The organism is Colwellia sp. 5_MG-2023 (assembly GCF_030547795.1).
Taxonomy (GTDB): Bacteria; Pseudomonadota; Gammaproteobacteria; order Enterobacterales; family Alteromonadaceae; genus Colwellia.
Genome location: NZ_JAUOPW010000001.1, coordinates 284130 through 300918 on the forward strand (window position 1 = coordinate 284130; position 16789 = coordinate 300918).

The window sequence follows — 16789 nt, forward strand, 5'->3', positions numbered from 1 at the left end:
TAATATTTAACAAGTTATTGGCCTTAATTATTAATTAAAAACCTTCTGGGTTTTCAGACTGCCAACGCCAAGTATCTTCAATCATAGTATATAAATTGCGAGTTGCTTGCCAACCAAGTAATTCATTAGCCAAATCTGCATTAGCGTATACCGTTGCTAAATCACCAGCTCTTCTAGGGGCTATTTTGTACGGAATATCTTGACCACTAATTTCTTTGAACGTGTTAACAATTTCAAGCACTGAGGTACCATTACCTGTACCTAAATTAATAGCCTTACAACCAGATATTTTATCTAAGTTTTGTAACGCTTTCACATGGCCTTGAGCTAAGTCAACCACATGAATATAATCACGAACACCTGTACCATCAACAGTATCATAGTCATCACCAAACACCTGTAATTGTGCTAATCGGCCAATTGCAACTTGTGCTACATAGGGTAATAAGTTATTTGGGATACCATTAGGGTTTTCACCTATTAAACCAGAACTATGCGCACCAATAGGATTGAAGTAACGCAAGCAAGCAATCGACCACTCACTATCACTTTTTGCGAGATCAAACAAAATATGCTCGACCATCAGCTTAGTTTGACCATAAGGGTTAGTCGCCGACGTTGGCATGCTTTCATTTAATGGCGAAACATTATCACCATAAACAGTAGCCGAAGAGCTAAATACTAATTTCTTAACATTATGCTCAGCCATCACTTGTAATAAAGTAACGGTACCTGAAACATTATTATGATAATAACTAAGGGGCTTTTCATTCGATTCCCCCACAGCTTTATGACCTGCAAAATGAATTACCGCATCAATATCATACTGGTCAAAAATAGCATTTATCGCGTTATAATCACAAACATCCGCTTTAATAAAAGTGACTGTTTTATTGGTGATCTGTTTAATTCTATCAAGAACTAGCGTGGAAGAATTAGATAAATCATCAACAATAATGATATCTTGGTTCGATGCTTCTTCTAATGCTAACGTTTGCAATTCAACAACTGTATGGCTACCTATATAACCTGTACCACCTGTTATTAATAAGCTCATTATATTCCCTTGCTTCTAGTATTTAACTTTATTGGTAATATTTTGCCACGCTAGCAAAAAAATCGCCAAGCATTTCTGCTGGCAAGGCATTAATTCCCGCAGCAGCAGCTCGCCCTCCCCCAGTAGGAAAGTTTGCACAGAGTTCCCCTGCTCCTTGTTTATTGTTTAATGGAGCTCTAAGGCTAATAGTATAAGTAGGCTCTTCATCAGCAAGACTTTCATTTAAGGTGACAACAACATGAGCTTTGTTAGGTGCTCCATTCGCAAGTGCATTACCAAAAACACCGCTAACTCTTCTTGCCCAAGGTTGATCAGCTAATTGTACAGCACAGATTTGCTCATTATTCACTAAAACAGGAGACTTATGCGCTTTTTCCATGTCAACTAAATAGGCTGTTTTAAGTTGATAAAATATTGAATTAGTTTCATTAATTAAATCAAATGGATCAGCGTAATCAGATAGCTTTTCTAATAGTTGTGTGGGATGAAAATGTAAATCATCAACACTACGACCGTAGCCATTATAGTTAATATAAATACCAAGCTCTTTTAACAATGCCTGCTGCTCACTTGATATATTATGCTCTTTGGCGAGTGTTTGCGCTGATAATTGCATATTATCACCGAACGCAGCTGCGATAGCCCAGTGAACAAATTCATTCTGTAGATACTTATTTACTATTAGGCTAGTACAAGTGTTGGCATCGGTGTCGATTAAATTTGTTAGATATTTTGATTGTGGAACTTCGCCTGCTCTGTGGTGATCGACGTAAAACACGTCAACTTCCTTTTCCAGCAAATTAGATAAAGCTTCAATGTTTTTTTCTAATGATATATCTAAAACAGTCACTGATGTTGCGGATTCTGCATTAACATTTTTAAGCAAACTAATGTCACGTTTTACACCTGTCACTAAAACCGACTCTTTTGGATGCAGTTTATTTTTAGACAGTCGAAGTTGCAACAACGCGATAATGCCATCAGCATCACCATTAAAAACATCATAATGCATAACTTATCCTTGCCCTAAACGACCAATATTGTCACTATCATTTTTATTCATAGTAATAAAACCTTGCTCAATTAAATAATGAACAATTTGCTCAGCACACTCTTGTATTGATAACTCAGCGGTTTTAACATGAATCTCCGGACTCTCGGGAACATCATAAGTAGAATCTATGCCAGTGAAATCTTTAATTTCACCTGCGCGTGCTTTTTTATAAAGCCCTTTAGGATCTCGCTGCTCACAAACACTGATTGGCGTATCGATATAAACTTCGATAAACTCACCGTCTTCTAATTTCGCTCTTGCTCTCGCTCTATCTTCTGTAAACGGTGAAATAAAAGCTGTTGAGACAATTAGACCTGCATCTAAAAATAATTTTGACACTTCACTAATACGGCGGATATTTTCTACTCTATCTTCATCGGTAAAACCTAAGTCACCATTCAAACCATGGCGAACATTATCACCATCAAGTAGATAGCTGTGACAACCCAACTTAAATAATAAAGCATCAACAGCATTCGCTACTGTCGACTTACCCGAGCCACTTAAGCCAGTATACCAAAGCAAACAAGGCTTTTGGCTTTTAAGGCTAGCACGTTGCTCTTTAGAAATATGTTGTTCATGCCAAACAGTATTTTCTGTTTTCATTATGTACTCTTTAAAAAATTAAGATCAAAAAGGAAACACTAAAGGGATCATCAATAATACCGTAGCGCTGTATGTGATTGACACAGGTAAACCAAACTTAACAAAATCACCCAATTGATAGTTACCTGCGTTATAAACCATAATATTGGTTTGATAGCCATAAGGACTAATAAAGCTTCCACTGGCAGCAAAAGCAACCGCCATCACAAAAGGGATGGGATCAACACCTAAACCTAGTGCGATATTATAAGCAATAGGAAAAATTAATGCTGCGGCGGCACTATTAGTGATTAGCTCGGTTAATAATAACGTTAAAACAAAAATAGCCACAAAAGCAATATAAGGGCTACTACCATTGAGTAGCTGTTCGATACTACTCGCAATAACTGCTGCAACACCAGTATTTTCAACAGCACTAGCTAATGTTAATGCGCCAAGTACTATCATCCAAATTTCTAATGGAAATCGACGTTTAATTTCATTTACCGTTAATGCTCCGCTAAAAATAAGCGCTGCCACATAAATAAATAAACAACTCAATAAAGAAACCGGCGTTAAAACTGAGACTAAAATAGCAAGTACAAAACCCCAAATAGTACCATGATCACGCCAGCCACTCAGCATGTTGACAGCCTGATGACCTGAAAGAATAAAAAAATTCTTCGATAAATTAGTTCTACTTGCAAAGTCTTGCCCTACTGCTAGCACTAAAAAATCACCTGACTGTAAAACAATATCGCCTAATTTTCCTGATAAAGCACAACCTTCACGGCGAACAGCAACAACTGCAGCGTCAAACCGAGCTCTAAACCCTGCTTTTTTCAAGGTTTTACCGGCAATAGCTGACTCACTTTTAATAAGTACTTCTGTTAAATTATCGCGTAACAGATCATTACGCTCTGCAAATAATGTTAGTCCATCAAATTGCTGTAAGGTTAATACTTTAGAAATATCACCACTGAAAATAAGCTTATCGCCTACTTGTAATGTTTCTTCAGGCGTAACAGGCGAGATCAATCGACCATAACGGACGATTTCAACTAAAAATAAAGCATCTAAATTTCTTAAACCATTTTCTTCAATGCTTTTACCAATGAGCTTAGAATCTATAGAGACTTCAGCTTCAAGCAAATAATCTTGAGTCGACAATTCACCCTGCGCCATATTAGGCAAGGTTTTAGCACGTAAAACAACAATTAATAAACAAAAAGCAAGTGCAACAATACCAATACCGGTAAAATCAAAAAAAGCTAAGCCTTGGCCACCTTGTTCAATTAACAAACTATTGACAATAAGGTTAGTAGAGGTGCCCACTAAGGTGAGAGTACCACCTAATATAGCGGCATAAGATAAGGGAAGTAGTAATTTACCCGCATTAATTAGCTTATTACTTTTAACACTGTTAATCAGCGTCGCAACTACTGCAGTATTACTCATAAGTGCAGAAGCAAAAGCAGTACCTATCACAAGTCGTAACATCGACTTTATTTTTGAACCACTAAAAACGCTATTACTTAAACGGCGTAATATACTGGTTCGCTCAAATGAAAATGAGCAAAGCACTAATAAAATTAAGGTGACTAAACCTGGGTTTACTGCATTACTAAGAATATCGTCAACACTTACAAAAGAAAGTGCTAAACAAACAAGTACTGTAATAGAGAAAACCCGTTCGGGTGCTTGTTGATATTTAAGAAGGCCGACAAAAGTGGCGATAAAAACCGCTATAATCAACCACTGTTGTATTGTCATTTTTATCCTAGGTGTTAGATATTCATACTTAGCGTTGTTGATGACAAAGAAAATATGTACGCCTAACTAATTCAAGAAGGCGTCACGACAAACTGAGCTATAGCTAATCTATTTAGTTATATCTCTAGCACCCCAGTGAGGGAACTGCTTACGAACTAATGCATTTAACTCTAACTCAAATGCTGAGTATTCTTTTACTTCTTCAGCGATAGCATGATTAATCATACCTGCACCAACCGTTAGGTTACTTAGTCTATCAATAATAATAAAAGCACCACTACCACGGTTAACTTGGTAATCGTCAAAATGCAATGTTTCACCCATGACAAAATCAACATTACCAATTTCGTTAACAGCCAGTTGCGCTGAAGCCGATTTTTCCATGGTATTAACGTCAAACTTATTCACAATTTTACTTGCGTGACCAGTAGTCATTTTACTGCCATGCTTAATAAAGTATTCACGTCCCGCTTCTAATTCATTTTCATGCATCCATACTACTGTTGCATTTAATTCTTTAGCCGATGTTGGTAAACAACCTTTTTTAACAATGATTTCACCACGGCTAATATCAATTTCGTCTTCTAATGTTAGTGTTACTGCCATACCTTTATCGGCACGGTCTATGTTACCGTCAAAGGTAACAATTTCTTTCACAACACTTTCTTTACCTGAAGGTAAGGCAACAATGGTATCGCCGACAAGTACATGACCTGAAGAAATAGTGCCGGCAAAACCACGAAAATCTAAGTTAGGGCGGTTGACATACTGCACTTGAAAACGTAATTCTGTGAATGCATTTTGTTCTTTTACATCAATGGTATTTAGCAACTTCATTAATGTTGCGCCTGGGTACCAATCCATGTTTGCACTTTCTTCTACTACGTTGTCACCATTAAGCGCCGACATAGGTACAAAACGTACATCTTCAAAGTTAAGTGATTCAGCAAATTCACGGTAATCTTTTTTGATTGCTTGATATTTTTCTTGCGAGTAATCAACCAAGTCCATTTTGTTCACGGCAACGACAATATGCTTAATACCTAATAACGAACAAATAAATGAATGACGACGTGTTTGTGTTTGCACCCCGTAGCGTGCATCAATTAAGATAATTGCGATATCACAAGTAGACGCACCTGTTGCCATATTACGCGTATATTGTTCGTGGCCAGGAGTATCTGCAATAATAAATTTACGTTTATCGGTAGCAAAATAACGGTATGCCACATCAATGGTGATACCTTGCTCACGTTCAGATTGTAAACCATCAACTAATAATGCTAAATCGATAGCTTCACCAGTGGTCCCTGATTTTTTTGAATCTTTTTCAATAGCGGCTAATTGATCTTCAAAAATCATTTTAGAGTCATGTAACAAGCGACCAATTAAGGTACTTTTACCATCATCTACGCTACCACACGTTAAAAAACGTACTAATTCTTTGTTTTCATGCTGCTTTAAATAAGCTTGAATATCATCTGCAATTAAGTCTTGCTGGTTACTCATAATGTTTTCCTTCGAAAATTTTTAATCAAATAAAATGTTATGTTGAAAATAGAAGCCTCACCTTAGTTATACATATAAGGTTTATATTTAAGGCTTAGAAGTAACCTTCCATCTTTTTCTTTTCCATCGAGCCAGCACTATCATGATCTATTACACGACCTTGGCGTTCAGAGGTTTTTGTTAATAACATTTCTTGAATAATTTCAGGTAACGTAGTCGCTGTTGACTCAACTGCACCTGTTAATGGGTAACAACCAAGCGTTCTAAAACGAACACTTTTCATTTGTATTTCTTCATCTTCTTCAATTGGCATACGATCGTCATCAACCATGATTAATGTACCATCACGTTCAACAACTGGACGTTTTTCAGCTAAATAAAGTGGCACAATTGGAATGCTTTCTAGATAGATATACTGCCAAATATCAAGCTCAGTCCAATTAGATAAAGGGAAAACACGAATACTTTCGCCTTTATGAACTTTACCGTTATAGATATTCCATAATTCAGGACGTTGGCTTTTAGGATCCCAACGATGTTTATCATCACGGAATGAGTAAACACGCTCTTTGGCACGAGACTTTTCTTCATCACGGCGTGCGCCGCCAAAAGCAGCATCAAATCCGTATTTATTTAGCGCTTGCTTTAAGCCTTGTGTTTTCATCACGTCCGTATGGGTTGCACTACCATGAGTAAATGGTCCCATTCCCATGGCAATACCTTCCGGGTTTTGATGAACAAGTAGCTCAAAACCATAGTCTTTTGCCATTTGATCACGAAAAGCGATCATTTCTTTAAATTTCCAATTCGTATCAACGTGCAATAATGGAAAAGGGATTTTACCTGGAGCAAAAGCTTTGCGAGCAAGATGTAACAAAACTGCAGAGTCTTTACCGACAGAATAAAGCATTACAGGGTTATCAAACTCTGCAGCCACTTCACGAAAAATATGAATAGATTCCGATTCTAATTTTTTTAAATGAGTTAAATTCATTGCCAATACACAACTGTTGATAAAATTAATAAGGTAAGAATGCCACACCTACCTTGATTTTTCTATAATAAGAAACAGCTTTATTATAACCAAAAGGAATAACAAGGTGATCTGTCTAACTTTCATAACGATAGTTAGACAGTAGTGTTAATTTAGTAGCTCAACTTATAAAAAAGTCAGCGAAATGCTGACTTTTAGAAACACACATTAATGATATCCGTGCTATATTTTCAGGCGACCCATATTATCCTTTAATACTTTTTCGCCTATACCTTTAACATTCATTAAATCGTTAATAGACTTAAAATCTCCCATTTTTTTGCGATATGCTAAAATCGCTTGTGCTTTTTTCTGACCAATTCCTTTTAAAGTCATTAACTCTTCGAGGGTAGATTTGTTCAAATGAACAACTTGTTGTATTGCTTTAACTTCCTTCGTGACCGTTGGTGCAGCAATAGCTAAATTTGAATTGAACAATAACGTAGTAGTGAATAACGCACAGAGCAGTGCTCTCATAATTAAAACTTTCATATTAATTCCTTATAAATAGTCCCATTAAAAGTTCAAACATCGATGCAACTGGTTAGATGTTCATTATTATGTTTAGATGTGAAATATATTTTTGTCAAATGCATTTAAAATTGTACAGAAATAGTTAAACTATACAGTTATAATTTTTGAACTATCATTTAAAGCATTCCATGAGCAAAAAAAGCTATTTACTGGCGCCAACTCTAGCTAAAAATAAAACAACTAATACAAGTACCACAGTTGACAGAAAAACTTGGCACAATTTGCAAGGCTCAAGTGCGAGTATTGCTTTGTATCGAGGAGCGTTAACAAGTGATGTTCCAATATTATTACTCACTCATGACACGCCTTCTGCACTCAAACTAGAGCAGGAGCTACAAAGTTTATCGCAAGACGAAAATGCATTATCGATTTGCTTATTTCCTGATTGGGAAACACTACCCTACGATACTTTTTCTCCTCATCAAGATATTATTTCTCAAAGGCTAGCGACTCTTTACCAATTGTCCCGCATGAAAAAAGGCATTGTTATTGTGCCTGTAACAACATTGGCGCAAAGGCTAGCACCTAAGAAATATATAGAAGTAAATAGTTTAGTCATTAAAAAAGGTGATAAGAAAGACTTACATCAACTTCGACAAGATCTAGAAGCAAGTGGTTACCGCTGTGTTGATCAAGTTATGGAGCATGGTGAGTTTTCTGCTCGTGGTGCTATTTTAGATCTATTTCCTATGGGCAGTAATACCCCATTTCGTTTAGACTTTTTTGATGACGAAATTGATGAAATCCGTTTGTTTGATCCTGAAAATCAACGGTCAAATGAAAAAGTAGACAATATTGATTTATTGCCCGCTCATGAATTTCCAACAGACAAAGAGGCCATTAACTTATTTCGTAGCCAATATCGTGAACTGTTTAAAAGCTCGATTGATAAGGAGTCTATCTATCATCAAGTAAGTAATGGAATTCTTCCTCCTGGGATAGAATATTATTTACCGCTTTTTTTCAAAAATGAAAGTACTGAAGATTGCACCGATACGCTTAAAAATACCAATACACTGTGTGATTATTTAATGCCTGATACGCTAATTGCTATTTCAGGTGATTTAGAAAAATCATTAAAAAAACACTGGCAAGACATTGAATATCGCTATGAAAATAGACGCTACAATCCTACTCGACCTTTATTACCACCAGAGCAACTATTCTTAAGCAAAGATGAGTTATATAGCGCATTAAAGCCATTTGCACGTATTACTATAAAAAGCTGTGAAGAAGAAGCTCAACTAAGCACTGATGAAAATGACAATATCAGTGGTAGTATTGATAACAAAAAACAAAAATCGAGTGCTATTTATTTCGATGTTAATGCCCTGCCCGATCTGACTATTGATCATAAGTTAAAACAACCTTTTGAATTAATAAATAACTTCATTCAGTCAAAAGAGACACCCAATAAAATTTTATTTATCGCTGAGAGTCAAGGTCGACGTGAAAGTGTTTTAGAGTTACTCGCACGTGATAATGTCAAACCCAGCATTTTTAATACTATTGAAGACTTTATTGAGTCAGATGAATTATTAGGTATCAGTGTTAATGCACTTAACCAAGGTTTTAGTTTTCAATCAAAAAGCAGTGCAAAGAAAAATGCGATTGCTTTAATTACTGAAGCTGAGTTATTAGGCGATCATGTTCGCCAATCAAGACGACGTAACAAATCACAAGAAATTGAAACTGACGCTATTTTCAAAAATTTAGCGGAACTTTCTATCGGTCAAGCTGTTGTACATATAGAACATGGTATCGGTCGATATTTAGGTTTACAAACACTAGAAACCGGTGGCATAACCACTGAATTTTTAATGCTTAGTTATGCTAACGACGCAAAACTCTATGTACCTGTTGCCTCTTTACATTTAATTAGCCGCTATTCAGGTACCGACGCTGAGCATGCTCCTTTACATAAATTGGGTACAGATACTTGGAGTAAAGCGAAACAAAAAGCAGCTGAAAAAGTACGTGATGTAGCAGCTGAATTACTTGATATTTATGCCAACCGCGCAAACAATACCGGCTATGCTTTTAAGCGAGATAAAGATGATTATTTAGCCTTTAGTGATAGTTTTGGTTTTGAAGAAACATTTGATCAGCAACAAGCGATAAATGCCGTTATTAGCGATATGCTGTCTGCAAAAACAATGGACAGGTTAGTATGTGGTGATGTCGGCTTTGGTAAAACCGAGGTCGCAATGCGCGCCGCTTTTGTGGCGGTAAATGATGGTAAACAAGTTGCCATACTAGTACCCACTACGCTGCTTGCCCAGCAACATTATGAAAGTTTTCGCGATCGTTTTGCGAACTGGCCAGTTTCAATCGAAGTATTATCTCGCTTTAAAACAGCAAAACAACAAACTGAAATTATAAAACAAGTTGAATCTGGGCAGATAGATATCTTAATAGGCACTCATAAACTACTGCAAAACAGTATTAAATATAAAGACTTAGGATTATTGGTAGTAGACGAAGAGCATAGATTTGGCGTAAAACAAAAAGAAAAAATTAAACAACTACGTAGCAATGTTGATATTCTTACCTTAACTGCAACCCCTATTCCTAGAACACTTAATATGGCAATGGGTGGCATGCGTGATTTATCAATTATTGCGACACCACCAGCAAAACGACTAGCTGTTAAAACTTTTGTTCGCCAGCATGATGATGCCTTAATTAGAGAAGCGATTTTACGAGAAACATTACGTGGTGGTCAGGTTTACTATTTACATAATCATGTCGATAGCATAGAAAAAACCGCCGCAGATATTCAAGCACTAGTACCAGAAGCTAGGGTTATTACTGCTCATGGACAAATGCAAGAACGAGAACTTGAACGTATCATGAGTGATTTTTATCACCAACGGTTCAATGTTATCGTTTGTACGACCATTATAGAAACAGGTATTGATGTACCTAGTGCAAATACCATTATAATGGATCGAGCTGATAATTTAGGGTTAGCTCAATTACATCAACTACGTGGCCGTGTTGGTCGTTCGCACCATCAAGCCTATGCTTACCTGTTAACACCTCACGAAAAACGCATGACTAAAGATGCGAAAAAACGTCTTGAAGCTATCGCGTCATTAGAAGATTTAGGTGCTGGATTTACATTGGCAACACATGATTTAGAAATACGTGGCGCAGGGGAATTACTTGGTGAAGATCAATCAGGATCCATGAGCCAAGTTGGCTTCAGTTTATATATGGAAATGCTTGACCATGCGGTAGAAGCCCTAAAAGATGGTAAGCAATTATCATTAACACAAGTCACCGCAAAACAAACTGAAATAGAGCTACGTTTACCTGCCCTTATTCCTGAAAGTTATATTTTTGATGTAAGTATACGATTAAGCTTATATAAACGTATCGCTAGTTGTAAAAATAAAAATCAACTGGATGATATTCAAGTTGAGTTAATCGATCGCTTTGGATTGTTACCACAAGCAACGAAGAACTTAATTCAAATAGCTAAAATACGCTTGAAAGCTCAAACTATTGGTATTTCACGTATTGAAGTCAACGAAAAAGGTGGATCAGTTGAATTCAATGACGATACCAGCGTGGATCATATGTTGATCATTGCCTTAGTGCAAAAGCAACCAACAACGTATAAAATGGTGCCTCCTAATAAGCTTAAGTTTAGTCGAGCAAGTGAAGGTGAACAAGCCAGGTTTAGCTTAATCACCACTTTATTAAATGATCTAACCACAGCTAAATAAAGATAACTTAAAATAATTGGACTATTAATGAAAGTAAATCCAGCTTTTTTCTATTCACTATTTGCTCTTGGCATCTCAACAGTAACCATGAGTTCAGACGTGTACGCTAAAAATAAAGCAGCAGATGAACGTTGGTTTGAAGTTGAAGTGATACTTTTCCAACAATTAGGCAACAAAAACGAATTAAAAGAACAATTTCCTGAGGATATTGACGTATCCAGTTTGCCTAATTACCAAAAATCTTTTGATTTATTAGGGCCTCACATCCAGCCCGATTTAACAAACATAAAACAGTTCTTGCCACTTTGCTCTAAAGAAAGTGAAAATAATATTCAGCCAGTATTGTTACACCCTCTTAAACGTACTAATGCTACTTTTGATAAAAAAGTTAATCAAGTTACACAAATCACCGCGATTAATACATTTGAGTTAAGAGAAAGAGCGGATATCTCTTCTCAAAATTTACTATTCGACAACTTAACCCATAAACTTTTATCTACTGACACTATATGTGCTATTTCTCAGCAAGAAATGGAAAGATTATTTGATAAAGAGCAGCTCGCTAATATGAATATAAATTCAGTCGAGATAAATGCGCTGCCAAATAAGTTGAATGCTTTAGGTATACACAATGAATACAACCCTTACTTAATTGCTGATGAATCTTTACTATTAACTGATATTAGTCAGCGACTACGCTGGAGCAAAACATTTAAACCGCTACTACATTTTGGCTGGAGACAAGTTGGCGTAACGCAAAAAGATGCTATTCCACTTAAGTTATTTGCGGGTCAAAATTTAGCGCATGAATACCAAAAAGCATTAGAAGAATATCAACTTGAGGTTGAGAAAGAAAAACTATTAGAAGAAAACTTAATTAATCAGCTAACTAAAACACAAAACTCAACACTGACAACAGAGTCGACTAACATTGAAAGATCTCGTAATAATCAGCAAGTCTTAAACCAAATATTTACACGTTTTAATGCGTTTAGTCGAGAGCCTATTGATATAGATACAATTAATAAGACAGTTAACCAAGTTAACGAAATGGATTTGGAAACTATTATAGCCACCAATTCTGTAGAGACTATTGTCAACAAACAACACTCAGAACTAGGTACCCCACTCAAGACACCAATTCAACCTTGGTTCTTAGATGGTTTTCTTAAAATACACCTAGATCATTATCTTTATATAACTGCTGATTTCAATGTATTTAATGAAAGTGATCTTGAAAAAATAATTAAAAATGTGCCAACTAGTAGTAATGATAGTACAGCAAAACTTATTAACTTTAGCCAAAACCGTCGAGTAATAACAGGTGAAATACACTACTTTGATCACCCTTACATTGGCATGATAGTACAAATAAGACGTTTCGATCCAACAAAACCAGAAGGTGAACAAGTAAGCCAAGCGATAAAATAGTCTTAGCAAGCAACTTCTTCATAGAAATCATATAACAATTAGCTTTAATAGGAATATCATGAACAAAGAAACTGAAATTCAAGCTGCAGTCTTTCGTCGTTTATTAGCTCATTTAGATAGTAGAAAAGATGTACAAAACATTGAACTGATGAATTTAGCGGGTTTTTGTCGTAATTGTTTTAGTAAATGGACAGTAGCTGAAGCAGAAAAACTTGGTGTTTCAGTCGATATCGATAGCGCACGAGAACAAGTATACGGTATGCCTTACAGTGAATGGAAAGAAAAATATCAGCTGCCAGCTACCGAAGAGCAACTTGCTAAATTTAATAAAGGTTAACGAAACAAATTAACGTTATCAAGAATATAAAGTACTCGTTAATTTACACTATTAAACTCATGATAATTCTCTGAAATGATTAGCCTCAGAGAATTATCATTTTATCACCTACTTATCATCACCTTTATCGATAATGGCAATACAAACAGCTCTTGCTTCTAACTCGATAGGCACGTTATTTAAAGTTTTTAAAATTAATAATTACCGCTCTTAGGACGTAATAACTTATTACATCTAATAAGTTAAAAAAATTCAATTGTTCTTTTTTTGTACTAGTAAATTAAATTTAAATAGATAAAAACACGCAAAAAAATATAACTAATTGATTTTTATTTATTTTTTACTAAGTTTAATATTTAAACAACTAGTAACGAAAACTTTACTACCTCCAAAACAAAGTAACATATTGATTTTTATATATTTATCATAATCTAACATGCTAAGTTTACTTTTTCTAAGTTTTTTTATTTAAGTAAATGATACTATATTAAAGTAAAGTCAACTTGTAACCAGTTGATTTAAAATAAAATTACCCGCCCTTCTCCGTTTATCCTTTTGTTGAATTTAAATGTTACAATTAGTGTTGCCTTATTAAGCGCTAAGTACTAGTATTTTAAAGGTTAGTTCCTGCCGTTAGAGCAAAATAATATTAGGATTAACACTTTACTTAAACACTGCAAGTAACCACGTTAGTGGTTCAGGGAGAAAATATGTATAACAATACTAAAATAGCGAAAGCTGTTCGTTTGGCCGTAATGTTCGGTGCAGGCGCAACGGCTGCAATGAGTTCAACCTCATTTGCTGCTTCTGAAGAAAGTGCAGAACAAATTGAAAAAATCGAAGTAACTGGTTCTCGCATTAAACGTGCAAATATCCAAAGTACAAGCCCTATTACTACAATATCCGCTGAAGATATTAAAGTTTCTGGTATTACTCGTATCGAAGATGTATTGAATGAAATGCCGGCTATTTTTGCTGACCAAACATCTGGTGTAGCTAATGGCGCAACAGGTACAGCAACGGTTGATTTACGTAATTTAGGCTCTGTACGTACCCTAACATTAATGAATGGTCGTCGATTACCATCAGGTTCACCTGCAGCCGGTGGTACTGGTGCTGATATTAACCAAATTCCAGCAGCGCTAGTAGAACGTGTAGAAGTTTTAACTGGTGGTGCTTCTGCTACATACGGTTCAGATGCTATTGCTGGTGTTGTTAACTTTATCATGAAAGATGATTTTGAAGGTGTTCAATTTGAATACCAAAACAGCTTCTATCAACACAATAATGACCATAGCGATATGCAGCGTGCTGTATCTGAGGCTGGTTTCCCTTTACCTTCAAGTAATGTAACTGACGGTGATACTAACGATTTTTCATTGATTATCGGTGGAAATACTGCTGACGGCAATGGTAATGTTACGTTATATGCTACATACCGTGATATTAAAGCAGTAACACAAGATAACCGTGATTACAGTGCTTGTGCAATGGATATTGATGGTAATGGTCAGCGTGTTTGTGGTGGTTCAAGTACTATACCTGAAGGTCGTTTTACCGATTTTGCTACTTTTGATTACATAGTTCAAGGTACTGATTTTGTAGATCGCAACGGTCTCTTATATAACTACGGTCCTTTAAATTATTATCAACGTCCAGATAAACGTAAAACCTTTGGTGGTTTCGGTCATTATGAAATTAATGAGCATTTTGAAGTTTATGCTGAAGCGAGTTATATGGATGACCGAAGTGTTGCACAGATAGCGCCATCAGGTGCGTTTTTTGTAACTGATAGCTTAAATTGTGATAACCCACTTTTATCAGATCAACAATTTGATGCAATTTGTGGTAGCCAAGGCTTAACCGCAAGCGACAGTCAAACCGTTTATATTGGTCGTCGTAATGTTGAAGGTGGTCCTCGTCAAGATGATTTAAGACATACGTCTTCACGCTTTGTTCTTGGTCTACGTGGTTATATCAATGATGACTGGTCTTATGATGCATCAGTAAACTTTGGTTCAGTTGCTTATTTAGAAACTTACCGTAATGAAATGTCAATAACGAACATTAAGCGTGCGCTAAATGTTAAAGATGTTGATGGCGTAGCGACGTGTCAATCTGTTATTGATGGTTCAGATCCTGATTGTGTACCATGGAATGTATTTGAAGAAGGTGGTGTTACTCAGGATTCCCTAGACTACCTAATTAAAAACTTATACTCTCGTGGTGATACAAAAAGTACACAAATGGTTGGTTTCGTATCGGGTGATTTAACTGAATCTGGCTTTATGGTACCAGGTACCACTACTGGTGCTGGTGTTGTATTTGGTTATGAGTACCGTAAAGAATCATTAACTCTTGAACCAGATAATGGTTTTACTTCAGGTGATGGTGCTGGTCAAGGTGGCCCAACTGCCGGTGTTAAAGGTGAGTACTCAGTAACAGATTTATTTACTGAATTTAATTTACCACTAATTGAAGATGCTAAGTTTGCACAAGAGTTAGGTGTAGAGCTAGCATATCGTTATTCAGATTATTCAGTAGAAGGTACTACTGACAAGTCTACAGATACTTATAAAGCAGCACTTAACTGGACTGTTAACGACGAAGTTCGCTTCCGTGCTAGTTACCAACGCGCAGTACGTACAGGTAATGTACGTGAATTATTTGCACCAACATCAATTGGTTTATTCAACTGGTCAGATCCTTGTGGACCTAACCCTACGTTAACGGAAGAGCAATGTGCACGTACTGGTGTTACAGCCGCACAATATGGTTCTTCTAGCTTAGAGAGTCCTGCTGGTCAATATAACTCTGTTTCTGGTGGTAACCTAGATCTTAGACCTGAAAAATCAGATACGGTTTCATTAGGTTTAATTTTATCTCCTAGCTTCCTTGATGGATTAGATATCACATTCGATTACTTTAATATTCAAATTGAAGATGCTATTCAATCGAAAGGTGCTGCTGTTGTTCATAACGAATGTGCGGTTGATAATCTTCAATCTTCATGTGACTTAATCAACCGTAATGCAAATACAGGTGCATTATGGGTTGGACAAGATAGCATCATTGATACTAATAGTAATATCGGTTTTATTGAAACTTCAGGTATTGATGTTGATGCTTCTTATGAACTTTCTTTAGATGATATGGGTGAGGTTCGCTTCAATTTTGTTGGTACATACTTGATGCAACTTGATACGCAAAATACTCCGGGTATTGCTATTGACTCTTGTGAAGGTTACTGGGATCGTTCAGTGTGTGGTTCTCCTTCTCCTAAATGGCGTAGTAACTTACGTGCTGCTTGGATAACTCCGTGGGATGCAACAGTTACAGCAACATGGCGTTACTTTGGTGAAGCTGAAGAATTCACTCGTAATGCTGAATCAAATACTATTGAAGCAGGTCCAACTACGTTAGGTGCTCAAAACTACTTAGATCTTGCAGCATCATTTAACACGTTTGAACATGTAACAATACGTTTAGGTGTAAATAACCTTCTTGATAAGGCGCCACCAATGGTACCAAATGCACCATCAGGTAGCGGTAATGGTAATACATTCCCTGGCGCGTATGATGCACTAGGTCGTTTAATTCATGCAGGTGTAACAATTAGCTTCTAATTGTCGTTTGTTTGTAATTTAGATAAAAGAGCCAATATTACATTGGCTCTTTTTTTATATAATCATATATACTTTATTTCGTTTATTTTAATAAGTGCTTTAAAATAAACGAAATA

At 36.1% G+C, this 16789-nt stretch carries 11 protein-coding genes; 4 read left to right on the plus strand and 7 right to left on the minus strand.

Features of this window, described 5'->3' with window-relative positions:
* Positions 1-34: 34 nt before the first annotated feature.
* The 7 genes from galE to Q4496_RS01200 form a co-directional block, all read right to left on the minus strand.
* Complete coding sequence (gene galE, locus Q4496_RS01170) at positions 35-1057, minus strand: UDP-glucose 4-epimerase GalE (RefSeq protein WP_215973797.1); 1023 nt, start codon at positions 1055-1057, stop codon at positions 35-37.
* 28 nt (positions 1058-1085) lie between these two features.
* Positions 1086-2069, minus strand: a complete 984-nt coding sequence (locus Q4496_RS01175) for a DHH family phosphoesterase (RefSeq protein WP_303609795.1) — start codon at positions 2067-2069, stop codon at positions 1086-1088.
* 3 nt (positions 2070-2072) lie between these two features.
* Positions 2073-2717: an adenylyl-sulfate kinase gene (gene cysC / locus Q4496_RS01180; RefSeq protein ID WP_303609796.1), complete on the minus strand. Its 645-nt coding sequence runs from the start codon at positions 2715-2717 to the stop codon at positions 2073-2075.
* A 24-nt stretch (positions 2718-2741) separates the two neighbouring features.
* Positions 2742-4469 carry an SLC13 family permease gene (locus Q4496_RS01185; protein ID WP_303602479.1) on the minus strand — a complete coding sequence of 576 codons (1728 nt, stop codon included), beginning with the start codon at positions 4467-4469 and terminating at the stop codon, positions 2742-2744.
* Positions 4470-4577: 108 nt separating this feature from the next.
* Positions 4578-5978, minus strand: coding sequence for a sulfate adenylyltransferase subunit CysN (cysN, locus tag Q4496_RS01190; protein ID WP_215973793.1), 1401 nt, complete (start codon positions 5976-5978; stop codon positions 4578-4580).
* A gap of 94 nt (positions 5979-6072) precedes the next feature.
* The gene (cysD, locus tag Q4496_RS01195; RefSeq protein ID WP_354668420.1) at positions 6073-6978 is read right to left on the minus strand and encodes a sulfate adenylyltransferase subunit CysD; all 906 of its coding nucleotides are present in this window, start codon (positions 6976-6978) and stop codon (positions 6073-6075) included.
* Between the two features lie 216 nt (positions 6979-7194).
* Complete coding sequence (locus tag Q4496_RS01200; RefSeq protein ID WP_303602478.1) at positions 7195-7503, minus strand: ComEA family DNA-binding protein; 309 nt, start codon at positions 7501-7503, stop codon at positions 7195-7197.
* Positions 7504-7673: 170 nt separating this feature from the next.
* On the opposite strand from Q4496_RS01200, the gene mfd reads away from it, so the two are divergent.
* The 4 genes from mfd to Q4496_RS01220 all read left to right on the plus strand — a co-directional run bounded on the left by mfd (position 7674) and on the right by Q4496_RS01220 (position 16673).
* Entirely contained in the window at positions 7674-11279 is a 3606-nt protein-coding gene (mfd, locus tag Q4496_RS01205; RefSeq protein WP_303609797.1) for a transcription-repair coupling factor, read from the plus strand.
* 27 nt (positions 11280-11306) lie between these two features.
* Positions 11307-12710, plus strand: coding sequence for a CsiV family protein (locus Q4496_RS01210; RefSeq protein WP_303609798.1), 1404 nt, complete (start codon positions 11307-11309; stop codon positions 12708-12710).
* 58 nt (positions 12711-12768) lie between these two features.
* Positions 12769-13047, plus strand: coding sequence for a DUF1244 domain-containing protein (locus Q4496_RS01215; RefSeq protein ID WP_215973788.1), 279 nt, complete (start codon positions 12769-12771; stop codon positions 13045-13047).
* Positions 13048-13757: 710 nt separating this feature from the next.
* Positions 13758-16673, plus strand: coding sequence for a TonB-dependent siderophore receptor (locus Q4496_RS01220; protein WP_303602475.1), 2916 nt, complete (start codon positions 13758-13760; stop codon positions 16671-16673).
* The last annotated feature ends 116 nt before the right edge of the window (positions 16674-16789 follow it).

Excerpts from the sequence above, each read along its gene's own strand:
- Q4496_RS01215 (WP_215973788.1), top strand. The coding sequence starts at position 12,769 with ATGAACAAAGAAACTGAAATTCAAGCTGCAGTCTTTCGTCGTTTATTA.
- Q4496_RS01185 (WP_303602479.1), bottom strand. The coding sequence starts at position 4,469 with ATGACAATACAACAGTGGTTGATTATAGCGGTTTTTATCGCCACTTTT.
- mfd (WP_303609797.1), top strand. The coding sequence starts at position 7,674 with ATGAGCAAAAAAAGCTATTTACTGGCGCCAACTCTAGCTAAAAATAAA.
- cysC (WP_303609796.1), bottom strand. The coding sequence starts at position 2,717 with ATGAAAACAGAAAATACTGTTTGGCATGAACAACATATTTCTAAAGAG.
- Q4496_RS01220 (WP_303602475.1), top strand. The coding sequence starts at position 13,758 with ATGTATAACAATACTAAAATAGCGAAAGCTGTTCGTTTGGCCGTAATG.
- Q4496_RS01175 (WP_303609795.1), bottom strand. The coding sequence starts at position 2,069 with ATGCATTATGATGTTTTTAATGGTGATGCTGATGGCATTATCGCGTTG.
- galE (WP_215973797.1), bottom strand. The coding sequence starts at position 1,057 with ATGAGCTTATTAATAACAGGTGGTACAGGTTATATAGGTAGCCATACA.
- cysN (WP_215973793.1), bottom strand. The coding sequence starts at position 5,978 with ATGAGTAACCAGCAAGACTTAATTGCAGATGATATTCAAGCTTATTTA.
- Q4496_RS01210 (WP_303609798.1), top strand. The coding sequence starts at position 11,307 with ATGAAAGTAAATCCAGCTTTTTTCTATTCACTATTTGCTCTTGGCATC.
- Q4496_RS01200 (WP_303602478.1), bottom strand. The coding sequence starts at position 7,503 with ATGAAAGTTTTAATTATGAGAGCACTGCTCTGTGCGTTATTCACTACT.